General features: G+C 60.7%; 12 protein-coding genes. 7 read left to right on the top strand and 5 right to left on the bottom strand.

Features of this window, described 5'->3' with window-relative positions:
* Nucleotides 1–760: 760 nt before the first annotated feature.
* On the bottom strand, nt 761–1,306 hold the full coding sequence (locus AC27VO_RS06170) for a Spy/CpxP family protein refolding chaperone (protein WP_488665835.1): 546 nt from the start codon (nt 1,304–1,306) through the stop codon (nt 761–763).
* Between the two features lie 280 nt (nt 1,307–1,586).
* Between AC27VO_RS06170 and AC27VO_RS06165 the strand changes: the two genes are divergently transcribed.
* Nucleotides 1,587–2,591, top strand: a complete 1,005-nt coding sequence (locus AC27VO_RS06165; protein ID WP_488665834.1) for a recombination-associated protein RdgC — start codon at nt 1,587–1,589, stop codon at nt 2,589–2,591.
* 74 nt (nt 2,592–2,665) lie between these two features.
* Here the strand turns inward: AC27VO_RS06165 and AC27VO_RS06160 are convergent, their stop codons facing one another.
* The 3 genes from AC27VO_RS06160 to AC27VO_RS06150 all read right to left on the bottom strand — a co-directional run bounded on the left by AC27VO_RS06160 (nt 2,666) and on the right by AC27VO_RS06150 (nt 5,600).
* The gene (locus tag AC27VO_RS06160; RefSeq protein ID WP_488665833.1) at nt 2,666–3,703 is read right to left on the bottom strand and encodes a sensor domain-containing diguanylate cyclase; all 1,038 of its coding nucleotides are present in this window, start codon (nt 3,701–3,703) and stop codon (nt 2,666–2,668) included.
* Nucleotides 3,704–4,037: 334 nt separating this feature from the next.
* Nucleotides 4,038–5,225, bottom strand: coding sequence for an acetyl-CoA C-acyltransferase family protein (locus AC27VO_RS06155; protein ID WP_488665832.1), 1,188 nt, complete (start codon nt 5,223–5,225; stop codon nt 4,038–4,040).
* A gap of 180 nt (nt 5,226–5,405) precedes the next feature.
* Nucleotides 5,406–5,600, bottom strand: a complete 195-nt coding sequence (locus AC27VO_RS06150; RefSeq protein ID WP_488665831.1) for a heavy-metal-associated domain-containing protein — start codon at nt 5,598–5,600, stop codon at nt 5,406–5,408.
* A 284-nt stretch (nt 5,601–5,884) separates the two neighbouring features.
* On the opposite strand from AC27VO_RS06150, the gene AC27VO_RS06145 reads away from it, so the two are divergent.
* Complete coding sequence (locus AC27VO_RS06145) at nt 5,885–7,537, top strand: methyl-accepting chemotaxis protein (RefSeq protein ID WP_488665830.1); 1,653 nt, start codon at nt 5,885–5,887, stop codon at nt 7,535–7,537.
* Between the two features lie 156 nt (nt 7,538–7,693).
* Here AC27VO_RS06145 and gstA read toward each other — a convergent pair whose 3' ends face one another.
* Nucleotides 7,694–8,305 (bottom strand): glutathione transferase GstA, encoded by a 612-nt coding sequence (gene gstA, locus AC27VO_RS06140; protein ID WP_488665829.1) that lies wholly within the window; start codon nt 8,303–8,305, stop codon nt 7,694–7,696.
* A 268-nt stretch (nt 8,306–8,573) separates the two neighbouring features.
* On the opposite strand from gstA, the gene mnmG reads away from it, so the two are divergent.
* The 5 genes from mnmG (at nt 8,574) to AC27VO_RS06115 (ending at nt 13,739) form a co-directional block, all read left to right on the top strand.
* Nucleotides 8,574–10,538 (top strand): tRNA uridine-5-carboxymethylaminomethyl(34) synthesis enzyme MnmG, encoded by a 1,965-nt coding sequence (gene mnmG, locus AC27VO_RS06135; RefSeq protein ID WP_488665828.1) that lies wholly within the window; start codon nt 8,574–8,576, stop codon nt 10,536–10,538.
* A complete protein-coding gene (gene rsmG / locus AC27VO_RS06130) occupies nt 10,535–11,203 on the top strand; it encodes a 16S rRNA (guanine(527)-N(7))-methyltransferase RsmG (protein ID WP_488665827.1) in 669 nt (222 codons plus the stop codon). Before mnmG ends, rsmG begins: the two co-directional genes overlap by 4 nt.
* Before the next feature lie 228 nt (nt 11,204–11,431).
* Complete coding sequence (locus tag AC27VO_RS06125) at nt 11,432–12,202, top strand: ParA family protein (RefSeq protein ID WP_488665826.1); 771 nt, start codon at nt 11,432–11,434, stop codon at nt 12,200–12,202.
* A gap of 63 nt (nt 12,203–12,265) precedes the next feature.
* Nucleotides 12,266–12,820 carry an RBBP9/YdeN family alpha/beta hydrolase gene (locus tag AC27VO_RS06120; protein WP_488665825.1) on the top strand — a complete coding sequence of 185 codons (555 nt, stop codon included), beginning with the start codon at nt 12,266–12,268 and terminating at the stop codon, nt 12,818–12,820.
* Nucleotides 12,821–12,824: 4 nt separating this feature from the next.
* The gene (locus tag AC27VO_RS06115) at nt 12,825–13,739 is read left to right on the top strand and encodes a ParB/RepB/Spo0J family partition protein (RefSeq protein WP_488665824.1); all 915 of its coding nucleotides are present in this window, start codon (nt 12,825–12,827) and stop codon (nt 13,737–13,739) included.
* Nucleotides 13,740–13,791 lie beyond the last annotated feature (52 nt).

Below are 13,791 nucleotides of genomic sequence, written 5' to 3'. Positions count from 1 at the left end.
CTTGTGAACACACAAGCCGCGAACCGAAGCCAAGCCATTTCCTGAAAAACGCGGAACGTTGCAGCAAGTCGTGGCTTTTTTTGCGCGATTTTTCGCGCGGTTGTTATTCTTTATGTTTTCTATTTTTAATTAGTAGTAATAGTAAGCACCGTCCAGTTATGTGGATAAGTTGAAAAGTGTTTTTCAAATCAATGGATTGAAGAACTTCAAACTATGTGGCTGAAGGGGGGGACGAACGGTCACGCGTTTGGGTACAAATAGGGCGTCGGGCAAAGTCATGTGGATAAGCATGGAGTTGCCCTTTTTTTTTACCCAAAGTTATCCACATGCACCTGAGGCCTGGAGCAGGCGGCTTGCCAGACCACAGTCGCTGGCGTAACTGCGTTACAAAAAAGTGAGCAAAAGGCGGATGTAACTCAATTACAGGGTAAACCCTGAGTTACATGCCATGCGTTTTTATTCGCCTAAGTTATTGTTTTTGATGATGAATTTGCATGTAACCACGGTATGAAATACCGGGTTCATGGACATGCCCGCCTGCGAACGGGCGGCTGGTGCCGTGGCCCTGGCAGGTTGATGGGCCAGGGCGCTGAAGGCTGTGGCGCCTTCATGTGCACAGTGCGGGCATGGCGCTTCAGGCCTGTGCACAACGAAAAAATCTTTTCACCGAGGACGCCAAGCCTTCGGCGCTGGCTGGCGCAAAGACGAAAAAAAGCAGGCCGAAGCCTGCTGGAGGGAAAGCGTGTGCCGCTGAGGTGGCTTACGCTGCGGGTGCTGCGTGCACGGGTGGGTGTGCAGCAGGGCCGTGCGGGTGGCCACCTTGGGGGCCTTTGCGCTGGCCGTGGCCGGCGTGGTGTTTGCCGGGGCCGCGGGCTGTCAGCTCGTCAAATGCCTTTTGCTGGCTGGCATTCAGGCTGCTGTAGAAGCTGCGGGTGGCCTGGTCACGCTGTTCCGCCTTGGCGGTATGCTCCTTGCGGCGCTGCTGGGCCAGGTCCAGACGTTCCGGCGTGGTCAGCTTGCGCAGGTCGGGGCGTGCTTCCTTGGTGGCAGGGCGGGGCTCAGGGGTGATGGCTTTCACATACTTGTCCCAGGCCGCTTGCTGGTTGGGCTGAAGCTGCAAAATGGTTTTCAGGCGATCCGTGCGTTCCGCATGGTGACCACGGTGGGCCGCTGGCTGTGCGGGCTGTGCCACGGCCGCCACAGGAGGCTGGGGTTGTGCAGGCTGTGCGTTGGCGTTGATGGCGAATGTGCCGGCCAAGGCAGCAGCGGCGACAGCGGCAGTCAAAGTACGTTGGAAGATGGCCATAACAAGCTCCTTTCAAGCAGTGTTGCGGTAAGAACAGCGTTGTGCTGTGTCCATGGGTTCCAGTGTGGGGCGGCTTTGTAAAGCGCGGCATCCGGCTTTGCTGCTGCTGTGTAAAGTAATACAAAGCTGTGTGCGTTGCTGCACACAATATGGGCGTGTTTTGGGCTTCTAGCGCTTGCTGTACAAGCGCTGATAGCTCATGATTTTTTGGAGGCTGGTGTGCGCGCTTTGGCGCAGTCAGCCGGGTTGGAGTTGGGATGTATACAGAAAAGGTGGCTGCGTGTTCAAGAACATGATCGTGTACCGCATGGCGGCGCAATGGGAGGGCTCGCTGGAGCAGGTGGAAGAGGCGCTGCAAACCACGCCTTTCATGGCCTGTGGGGCCACGCAAGAGAAGTCGTCGGGCTGGGTGCCTCCCCGTGGTGAAGCCAATGGCCTGCTGGCCGAAAGCGTTGGCGGCCAGTGGATTCTGCGTTTCATGAGCGAATCCAAGATGCTGCCCACCAGCGTGCTCAATCGCAAGGTGCATGAAAAGGCCGATGCGATTGAAAAAGAATTTGGCCGCAAGCCCGGCAAAAAGGAAAAGCGCGACCTCAAGGATGAGGCCAAGCTGGACTTGTTGCCCATGGCGTTTACCAAGCAGTCCAGCCTGTGGGTGTGGATTGATCCGCAGGCCAAGTTCCTGGTGCTGGACACGGGTGCACAGGGCAAGGCCGACGAGGTGGTGACGCTGCTGGTGGAAAGCCTCAAGGGCTTTGGCGTGGCGCTGCTAGATACGCAAACCAGCGCCCAGGCCGCCATGGCGCATTGGCTGATCACGCAGGAAGCGCCTGCCGGTTTCAGCATTGACCGCGAGTGCGAGCTGAAGGCGGCAGACGAGTCCAAATCCGTGGTGCGCTATGCCCGCCATGCGCTGGACATCGATGAGGTCAAGCAGCACGTGGAGCACGGCAAGCTGCCCACCAAGCTGGCCATGACCTGGGATGACCGCGTGAGCTTTGTGCTGGCCGACAGCCTGCAGCTCAAGAAGATTGGTTTCACCGATACGGTGATGGACCAGGCAGGTGATGAGGGCGGTTTTGACACCGATGTGGCGATCGCCACGGGTGAGCTGTCCAAACTGATTCCCGACCTGATCGAGGCGCTGGGTGGCGAAGGCCGTACCGAGATTGGCCAGCCCGCACCGGCCGCCGAAACCTTGGCCGTGCGCGTGGCAGGCAAAGGGGCTGTGACAGGCCCCCGCACTGCACCCGAAGACACGCAACCCGAAGAAGCCCCGTTCTAAGGCCCTGAACGGCCACCAGCCGCTGTGCAGCGGCTGGTGAAGGGCAAAGCCAGGGTGAAGGCCTGAAGCGTCAATCAGGCGCGCGCAGCGCGCTGTGGGGCGATGCCCAGAGCGCGGCGGCGCTCTTTGTCGGCGTACATATTGTCGTCGGCGTGCTGCAGCGCCTCATCGACGGTGGAGGCACCCATCACATGCACAAGGCCGATGCTGGAGCCTGGGTAGTGCAGGGTGCCGCCGTTGTCCAGCTCCACATCACACACTGAAGCTTCGCGCAGGCGCTGCTCCAGCGCTTGCAGCGCGATCTGTATCTCTTGCGGATCGGTGGGGCCGGGGGTGACCATGACAAATTCATCCCCACCAATGCGCGCCACCATGTCGCCGGAGCGCAGGGCCTCAGCCAGGCGCTGGGCCAGCTTGCGCAGCAGACGGTCACCGGTGGCGTGGCCATGGACGTCGTTGACGGCCTTGAAACCATCGAGATCAATAAAAGCCACCAGCACGCTGGTTTCGCTGCGCTGCGCGCGCGCCAGCAGGCGCTGCAGCTCGTCGAGCAGGGCGGTGCGGTTGGGCAGCTGGGTGAGTGGGTCGGTCAGCGCCAGGTGGGTCAGCTGGCTGTTGCGCTGTTGCAGCTCTTGCATGAGGCGCTCGCGCTCCACGTGCTGGGCAATCAGTTTGGCAAACAGTTGCAGCACGGGCTCGGTGCTGCTGGGCAGGTTGGCCGAATGGGCGCTGGCTGCGCACAGCGTGCCGTAAATCTGCCCGTCGGACAGGCGCACGGGCGCGCTGACGTAGGTGCGAATGCCCAGCGCACGGGCCGCTTCGGAATCGCCCCAGCATTCCTGCACATTGCTGGTACAGGTGCGGCCTTCGGCCAAGGCGCGCTGGCACAGGGTGTCGTTCCAGGGTACGCTCAGACCTTCGGGAATCTGCATCTGCTGCGTATTGCGCGCATACAGCACGTGCTGCAGATCGTTGGCGAAGTCGATGGTGGTGAGGTAGGTGGATTCCAGCTGCGTGACCTGCTCCAGCATTTCCAGCAACGGCCTGACCAGCTCTTCCTGGCTATTGGCTTGAGACAGAGATTCGGACAGGCGTTGCAGCAGTGGATCCATGGCTGAGATGCAAAGAGTGGCTGGAAATGCACGGGCCATTGAGCCCGTGGTGGCTGGTAAGCGGGCCAAGCATAGACGGCCCCGCAGTGCTCTCAAGTCAGAGATACCACCGTTTTGGTGAAATCTTGTCACTTTTTCAGTGCGGGTGTGAATGGCGGTTGGCGATGGCAACGGCGGTGGTGCGCTGCCGCCACACGGCCGTGCCTGGCTGTTTTAACAAAAAAAGAGCAGCTTGCGCAGATGCAGCAAGGGCTTGCAGCCTGAAAGACTGCAAGCCCTGAGCAGTGCTGACCGTACCCGGTACGCAGACCCGGGCAGTCAGCCGTCGTGCGGTTTAGACGCGCTCAAAAATCGCGGCAATACCCTGGCCACCGCCAATGCACATGGTGACCAGTGCGTAGCGCCCGCCGGTACGGTGCAGCTCATACACCGCCTTGGTGGTGATGATAGCGCCCGTGGCACCCACGGGGTGGCCCAGCGAGATGCCGGAGCCGTTGGGGTTGACCTTGGCAGGGTCCATGCCCAGCGCCTGAATGACAGCACAGGCCTGCGCGGCAAAGGCTTCATTGGCTTCGATCACGTCCATGTCCTGGATCTTCAGGCCGGTGCGGGCCAGCACCTTCTGGGTGGCGGGCACGGGGCCAATGCCCATGTACGCGGGGTCCACGCCGGCGTGTGCGTAGCCCACCAGGCGCGCCAGGGGTTTAACGCCCAGGGCCTGCACGCGGTCACCGGCCACCAGGGTCACGGCGGCGGCGCCGTCGTTGATGCCGGAGGCATTGCCTGCGGTCACACTGCCGCCTTCTTTCTTGAACGCGGGTTTCATGCCGGCCAGGGTTTCGATCGTGGTGCTGCCGCGCACGTGTTCGTCGGTGTCAAACAGCACCGTGCCTTTGCGGCTGGCAATTTCCACGGGCACGATCTGGTCCTTGAAGCGGCCCGCCGCAATGGCGGCGGCGGCGCGGGTCTGGCTGAGCACGGCCAGCTCGTCTTGCATCTGGCGGCTGATTTTGTAGCGCTCGGCCACGTTTTCGGCCGTGATGCCCATGTGCATTTTTTGCCAGGGGTCGTGCAGGATGCCCAGCATGTAGTCGATGCTCTTGGCATCGCCCATGCGGGCGCCCCAGCGCGAGGCCTGGTCGAAGTAGGGGCCACGGCTCATGGATTCGGAGCCGCCGCCAATGGCCACGTCGCAGTCACCCAGGGCAATGGCTTGCGCGGCCGAGACGATGGCCTGCAGGCCGGAGCCGCACAGGCGGTTGACGTTGAAGGCCGGGGTTTCAATCGGGCAGCCTGCATCAATGGCGGCAACGCGCGAGAGGTAGGCATCCTTGGTGTCGGTGGGGATCACATTGCCCATGACCACGTGGCCCACGGCATCAGGGGCAATGCCCGCGCGCTCAATGGCTGCCTTGACGGCGGTGGTGGCCAGCTGGGTGTTGGCAACGTCCTTGAGGCTGCCGCCAAAGGTGCCGATGGCGGTACGGGCCGCGCTGACGATAAAAATCTCACGGGTGCTCATGCGTTGTCTCCAATCGTTGTTGATGCAAAGCTGGCAACGATTGTGCGGTTGCAGCAATCAACTGCCAAGCGTGCTTGCGACAGTGACCACAGGTGCGGTGCTTTCACAACGGGAGAGGGCGCTGAGCGGCCCGCACAGGCGTGGAGCACACCGTGCGGGCGGGAGGGCTGCGTTGCCGCGTCAGGCGACGCTGTAGCCTTCTTCCTGGATGGCCTGGGTCAGTGTTTCGCGTGCAGCCTGGCTTTGCACCACAACTTTGCCGCTGGCACGGTCGATCTGGGTTTGTGCCTGCGCGTCGACGGCCGCAATGGCTTGTTGCACAGCGCGTTCGCAGTGACCACAGGTCATGCCGCTGACTTGAAATACGTGTTCCATAAAGACTCCTTCATTCAGTGGTTCAGCGTAACTGTACCCCTCCACGGTGGTGATGTTTCACGTGGAACGGGTTTTGCACCGTTTACCTGCTCAAGATCCGCCTTTGACAAATGTAAAAGTAGACCTAAGAAGGGGTTTTCTTTAGACACTGCTGTCAGACATGTCTGGCAAACTGCACATATTGTTACGAGCGGTGCATTGTGCATGCTCGGCGTGCACACACTGCCTTGGCAACCTGCCAAGGGTTGCCTGCTGCAAAGCAGCGATAGAGAGGAATTCAGATCATGGATCTGTTTGGACTAATGCGAATGTTCTCCATCAAGGTCCGCATGCTCGGCGCGATTGCCGTGGTGCTGGTTTTGCTGGGTATCTTGGGCGGGGCGGGCATGTTTGGCATGTTTCGCATTTATGACCTGAACCAGAGCTTTTTGAGCGGCCCGTTCCAGCAGGCCAGTTTGATGGCCCAGGTGCAAAAAAGCATGAACCAGGTGCACGCGCTGGAGCAGGACATGATCATCCAGTACGAGCAGACGGAGCAATTGCCCAAGCTGCATGCCAGCTGGCAAGACAGCCTGAAAGCGGTGCGTGCGGCGGGTGAGGCGTTTGTGAAAAGTGCCCCCGAGCAGGACGTGCAGGCGCTGCAAACGCTGGTCAAGCACCTGAACCAGTACGAACAGCTGTTCCAGCCTGTGGCGCGCCAGCTGCTGGCTGGGGGCTACGACAGTGCCACCGTGGCGCAGCGCGTAGGCCGCCGTGCCAGTGCCGAGTTTGTGGAGGCTGAAAAGCAGCTGGAGTCGCTGGAGAAGCTGCTGCAGGCCCAGGCACAGACGGCAGAGGCCAGCGGCAGCCAGGTGGCATCGCAGACGCAGTGGATGTTCATCCTGGCGCTGGTCATCACCGTGGTGGTGGTGGCACCGCTGACGCTGTTGAACATGGTCTCGATCTGCCGTCCGCTGGCCGATGCCAAGCGCCTGGCCGATGCGATTGCCAAGGGCGATCTGACCGAACAGCTGGACGTGGTGGGCAATGACGAAGTGGCGGATCTGCAGCGTGCTTTGCAGACCATGCAAAGCAACCTCAACGGCATGGTGGGCCGCGTGCGTGATGCCAGCGGCAATATTGCGCTGGCCAGCCAGGAAATTGCGCTGGGCAACGGCGATCTGTCGGCCCGCACCGAACAGACCGCCAGCAACCTGCAGCAAACCGTGGCTTCGCTGCTGCAGCTGACCGGCACGGTGCAGCAGACAGCTTCGTCGGCACAAACGGCCAACCAGCTGTCGGCATCGGCCTCGCAAACGGCCTCGCAGGGCGGTGAAGTGGTGGCGCAGGCCGTGGACAGCATGCATGAGATTGCCGCGGCCAGCCGAAAGATCGGCGACATCATTGGCCTGATCGATTCCATCGCCTTCCAGACTAATATCCTGGCGCTGAACGCGGCGGTGGAAGCCGCGCGTGCCGGTGAACAAGGCCGTGGTTTTGCCGTGGTGGCCGGTGAAGTGCGCCTGCTGGCGCGCCGCAGCGCAGAGGCGGCCAGCGAGATCAAGCGCCTGATTCAAAGCAGCGTGATTGCGGTGGACGGTGGCGTGAAGCACGTGGAAACAGCGGGCCAGACCATGCAGGCCGTGGTGGGCAGCATCCAGCGTGTGGGTGACATCATTGGCGAGATTACGGCGGCTGCGAACGAGCAGTCTGGCGGTATTTCGCAGGTGAACCAGGCGGTGGGCGATATCGACCGCATGACGCAGCAGAACGCCGCCCTGGTGGAACAGTCGGCCGCAGCGGCCGACTCGCTCAAGGACCAGGCCGCACGCCTAGCCGAGGTGGTGCAGCAGTTCAAGCTGGAGCAGGGCGCCCACCACGCCCAGCCCATGGCCAGCCTGCCAGGCGTGGCCCAGCGTCCAGCGCTGTCGGCTTCCAAGCCGGCCTTGCTGGGTTAATAAAACAAGAGCAAGTAGCGCTTGCCAATGCACGGTTTTAAGTCATTTTTGTATTGAAATGCAGTGCAGACAAGCGCCAGCAGCTTCACTTTTTGAAAACTGCACGCAAAAAAAGGCTTCCCTCGGGAAGCCTTTTTTGATGGTGGGCGCGGTTGCTCAGCCTTTGAGCAAGCCCTCGGCACGCAGCGCGGCTTGCACCGCAGGGCGGCTGCCCACACGGGCCAGATAGGCCTGCAGCTGGGGCAGATCGCTCAGATCCAGACCCACGAACTTGGACCAGCCGCTGACGGTGAACAGATAGGCATCAGCCACGGTGAACTGGCTGCCCATCAGGTAGTCCTTGCCGGCCAGCTGCTGCTCTACCCATTCAAAGCGGCCACGCAGTGCTTGGCGCACGCTGGGCTTGTAGTCTTCGGGCGTGCCTGGCTTGAAGAGGGGGCCAAAGCTCTTGTGCAGCTCGGTGCCGATGAAGTTCAGCCACTCCAGCACGCGGTAGCGCTCCATGCTGCCCACGGCAGGGATCAGGCCTTTCTGGGGCACTTGGTCTGCCAGGTACTGCACGATCACCGGTCCCTCGCGCAGGGTCTGGCCATCGTCCAGCACCAGGAAGGGCACATAGCCCAGCGGGTTGATGCTGTAGTAATCGGTGCCGTCTTGCAGCTTGTGGGTCTTGGTGCTGGCCAAGATGTATTCGCAAGGCAGACCGGCTTCTTCGGCCACGATGTGGGGCGACAGCGAGCAAGCGCCAGGGCTGAAATAAAGCTTCATGTCTCTAAAACCTTTCCGGGGGTGTGAGGTGAATTCGCCCCGCCATGCTACGCCCAAGTGGGTGCACTGCGCATCGGCAGCAGTGCCCAAGAAGCCGTACCCCAGACGCGGGGGCTGGCTGCGGCAAGACAAGTTGGGCAAAGGGTGGGAAAATTCAGGGTTTGCCTGCACCCGCAAACACATGGAGGCGTGCAGGTGGCATCCACCGCGCACCGGCTCGGTGGCTCAGGGCGGATGGGCATACGCCGCCTGCGATGGAGTAAGAACAATGCTGTACCCCCAAGAATTTGATGTGATCGTCGTTGGCGGCGGTCATGCTGGCACCGAAGCGGCGCTGGCCGCAGCCCGTATGGGCTGCAAAACTTTGCTGTTGTCGCACAACATTGAGACGCTGGGTCAGATGTCGTGCAACCCCTCGATTGGCGGTATTGGCAAGGGGCACCTGGTCAAGGAAGTGGACGCCATGGGCGGTGCCATGGCGCTGGCCACCGACATTGGCGGCATCCAGTTCCGTATTCTGAACAGCTCCAAAGGCCCGGCCGTGCGCGCCACGCGGGCACAGGCTGATCGCATTCTGTATAAGGCAGCCGTCCGTGAGATGTTGGAGAACCAGCCCAATCTGTGGCTGTTCCAGCAGGCGGTGGATGACCTGATGGTGGAGGGTGACCGCGTGGTGGGCGCCGTCACCCAGGTGGGCATTCAATTCAAATCCAAAACCGTAGTGTTGACGGCCGGTACGTTCCTGGACGGCAAGATCCACGTGGGCCTGGACAACTATGCCGCTGGCCGTGCGGGTGACCCACCCGCCGTGACCTTGTCGGCGCGCCTGAAGGAATTGAAGCTGCCCCAGGGCCGTTTGAAGACGGGTACGCCGCCACGCATTGATGGCCGCTCCATCGACTTCAGCCAGTGCACCGAGCAGCCTGGTGACGGCATGCCTGGCGGTATCAACGAAGGCCATGTGCCGGTGTTCAGTTTCCGTGGCAATGCGGCCATGCACCCCCAGCAAATGCCTTGCTGGATCACGCACACCAACGAGCGCACGCACGAGATCATTCGCAGCGGCTTTGACCGCAGCCCCATGTTCACCGGCAAGATCGAGGGCGTGGGCCCACGCTATTGCCCCAGCGTGGAAGACAAGATCAACCGTTTTGCGGACAAAGACAGCCACCAGATTTTCCTGGAGCCCGAAGGTCTGACCACCAACGAGTACTACCCCAACGGGATTTCGACCTCGCTGCCGTTCGACATTCAGTACGCACTGGTGCGTTCCATGAAGGGCCTGGAGAACGCGCACATCCTGCGTCCCGGCTACGCCATTGAGTACGATTACTTTGACCCCCGTGGTCTGAAGTCCAGCTTTGAAACCCGCCAGATTCATGGTCTGTTCTTCGCAGGCCAGATCAACGGCACCACAGGCTATGAAGAGGCTGCGGCACAGGGCATGTTCGCCGGTATCAACGCGGGCCTGCAGGCTCGCGATATGGATGCATGGACACCCCGCCGCGACGAAGCCTACTTGGGCGTGCTGGTGGATGACCTGACCACACAAGGTGTGACCGAGCCTTACCGCATGTTCACCAGCCGCGCCGAGTTCCGTCTGCAACTGCGCGAAGACAATGCCGACATGCGCTTGACCGAAATTGGCCGCAAGCTGGGTGTGGTGGGTGATGCGCAGTGGGAAATGTTCAACCGCAAGCGCGATGCTGTTTCACGTGAAACAGAGCGCCTGAAGGCAACCTGGGTGAATCCACGCAGCTTGCCAGCGGCAGATGCCGAGCGCGTGCTGGGCAAGAACATTGAGCGCGAGTACAACCTGTTCGACCTGTTGCGTCGCCCGGGTGTGGCGTATGACGCGCTGCTGGCCATGAACGAAGGCAAGTACAGCTCCGACATCGTTTCACGTGAAACATTGGGTGCCTTGCACGCTGATGTGGTGGAGCAGGTCGAGATTGCGGCCAAGTACTCGGGCTACATCGATCGCCAAAAAGATGAGGTCGAGCGCGCATCCCACTACGAGACATTGAAGATGCCCGCAGACATGGATTACATGCTGGTCTCTGCCTTGTCGTTTGAAGTGCGCCAGAAGCTGCAAAAGCACCGCCCCGAAACATTGGGCCAGGCCTCGCGCATTTCTGGGGTGACGCCTGCTGCGGTGTCGCTGCTGATGATTCACCTGAAAAAAGGTGGATTCAAGGGTTTCACCGCGGCTGCCAAGGAGTCTGCCGAATGAGTGATTTGCGCCAACAGCTGGAGCAGGGTGTAGCCAAGATTGGCTTGCACCTGAGCGGCGAGCAGTTCGACAAACTCATGGGTTTTCTGGATCTGCTGCAAAAGTGGAACAAGGTCTACAACCTGACTTCGGTGCGAGACCCACAGGAAATGTTGTCGCTGCACATGCTGGACAGCTTGGCCGCCGTGCCTGCACTGCAGCGCCATGTGGCATCGCTGGGCAAGGCAGAAGGCGAGCGCACGGCGCAGCTGGATGTGGGCTCTGGCGGTGGTTTGCCCGGCGTGGTGTTTGCCGTGTGCTGCCCGCAGGTCGATATTCACTGTGTGGATACCGTGGGCAAGAAGGCCGCATTTTTGCAGCAGGTGGCGGTCGCCCTGAAGTTGCCTAACCTCAAAGGTATTCACGCCCGCGTGGAAACCTTGAAGGGCCCTTATGAAATTGTCAGCTGCCGCGCCTTTGCCTCGCTGATTGATTTCACGACATGGTCACGCGCAGCCATTGCCCCTAATGGCATCTGGTTCGCTATGAAGGGCAAGCACCCACAGGATGAAATTGATGCCCTGAGCAAAAACGTTGAAGTGTTTCACGTGGAACCATTGACCGTGCCGGGGCTGGATGCCGAGCGGTGCATTGTGTGGGCAAAACCTGCCGCTGACACACTTTGACATGCGCTGAACGCACGACTCGCATAAACTCGGGCTTTCGTGAACTTCGGTTTTGCGAAAAACAGGTTTCAATGCGAGGGTGGGCAAGCAAAATAATTGGCATGTTTCACGTGCCGCATTGAAAGGCCAACGCCCTTGCGGGTTTGGCCTTTTTCCTTTGTGCTGCAAGCAGTTACAGCACAGGGGCGTTTTCTTCAGCGCGTTGGCGCCTATCAGCAGCAATCACTCATGGCCAAAATTTTCTGTATCGCCAACCAAAAAGGTGGCGTCGGCAAAACAACAACAGCAGTCAATCTGGCGGCGGGGCTGGCCAAAGTGGGGCAGCGGGTGTTACTGGTGGACCTGGATCCGCAGGGCAATGCCACCATGGGTTCGGGCATCGACAAGCGCGCGCTGGAGCTGAGCGTGTACGACGTGTTGCTGGAATCTGCATCGATCAAGGAAGCTGCCGTGCTGTCCGAGAAGTGCGGCTATCACGTGCTGGGCGCCAACCGGGAGCTCAGCGGTGCCGAGATTGAGCTGGTGTCGCTGGAGCGCCGCAACGAGCGCCTGAAGGCTGCCCTGCAGGTGGCCGATGCCGACTTTGACTTTGTGCTGATCGACTGCCCGCCCAGCCTGTCCATGTTGACGCTCAATGGCCTGTGCTCGGCCCATGGCGTGATCGTGCCCATGCAGTGCGAGTACTTTGCGCTGGAAGGGCTGACCGATCTGGTCAACACCATCAAGCAGGTGCATGCCAATATGAACAAGAACCTGCAGATCATCGGTCTGTTGCGCGTGATGTTTGACCCGCGCACCACGCTGCAGCAGCAGGTGAGTGACCAGCTCAAGGCCCACTTTGGCGACAAGGTGTTTGACACCGTCATTCCGCGCAACGTGCGCTTGGCCGAAGCGCCCAGCTACGGCTTGCCCGGGGTGGTGTTTGATGCATCGGCCAAGGGCAGCAAAGCCTTTATCGACTTTGCCAAAGAGATGGTCAAACGCATCGGCAAGATGTGATTTTTACAAGCCAAATTACCTTGAAACGTAGATATAGCAAGCGCTAGCAGCTACCAAAAGAGAATGACTGATGTGCTGAATCCTCCGCGTGTTCTGCTGCTGCCAGGCTGGCAGAACTCCGATGCCGGGCACTGGCAAAGCCACTGGGAAACCGCGTATGGCTACACCCGTGTGCAGCAGCATGACTGGCTGCGTCCGCTGCGCGGCGACTGGTCGATCCAGCTGCAGGAGGCCGTACTCGACAGCGACCGCGACGTGGTGCTGGTGGCACACAGCCTGGGCTGTGTGCTGACGGCTTGGTGGGCCGCACATTCCCCGCTGGCCAAGACCAAGGTCAAGGCTGCGCTGCTGGTCGCGCCAGGTGATCCTGCCCAGGAGAATTTGCGCACAGTGCTGCCCGGCTGGCTGCCTGTGATGCAGCAGCGCCTGCCTTTTCCCAGCACTTTGGTGGGCAGCCAGAACGATCCTTTTTGCACGCTGGAGCGTGCGCAGCAGCTGGCACAGGCCTGGGGTTCCACGTTCGTTGATCTCGGCCCTGCAGGCCATATCAACACCGACAGCGGGCTGGGTGACTGGAACCAAGGTCACGCGCTGCTGCAACAACTGATGAAAGACTGAAGCCATGGTGACGAAGAAACCCAAGGGCCTGGGACGTGGCCTGGAAGCCTTGTTAGGCCCCAAAGTGGAAGAGGCGGCAACTGCTACGACCTCGGATGTGCCCAGCACGCTGCCGGTGACGGAGATGGTGGCGGGCCAGTACCAGCCACGCACGCGCATGGATGAGGGCGCGCTGTATGAGCTGGCCGAGAGCATCAAGGCTCAGGGCATCATGCAGCCGATTCTGGTGCGCAAGCTGGCCCAGGGCGAGCATGCCGGCAAGTACGAAATCATCGCGGGCGAGCGGCGCTTCCGCGCCTCCAAGCTGGCTGGGCTGGACACCGTGCCTGTGCTGGTGCGCGATGTGCCCGACGAAGCCGCCGCCGCGATGGCGCTGATCGAAAACATTCAGCGCGAAGACCTCAACCCGCTGGAAGAGGCGCAAGGCCTGGCGCGTCTGGTCAAAGAGTTCAGCTACACGCACGAGCAGGCTGCGCAGTCTGTGGGGCGTTCGCGCTCGGCGGCCTCCAATCTGCTGCGTCTGCTGAACCTGGCCGAGCCCGTGCAGACCATGCTGATGGCGGGTGATGTAGACATGGGTCATGCCCGTGCGCTGCTGGCGCTGGAGAAGGCCGAACAGATCAATGCGGCCAACCAGATTGCGGCCAAGAAACTGTCGGTGCGTGAGGCCGAAAACCTGGTCAAGAAAATGGCAGAAAACCAGGATGGCACCACCGCAGCCAAGGTCAAGAAAGTGGCCAAATCGCGCGACGTGCAGCGCGTGGAAGAAGATCTGTCGGACCTGCTGATGGCACAGGTCGAAGTGCGTGTGAAAAAGCGCGTGAAGCGCCACGGCAAGCTGCAGGACATGGGCGAGCTGGCGATCCAGTTCGGGTCGCTGGAAGAGCTCAATGGCTTGATCGAAAAGCTGCGCGGCTGAAGCCGCTCTCCCATGAAAAAAGGGCTTCCTCGGAAGCCCTTTTTTGTGACCT

Source organism: Comamonas sp. 14P8.1.4 (assembly GCF_057799285.1).
This window is presented reverse-complemented; position numbering and strand designations above follow the sequence as displayed.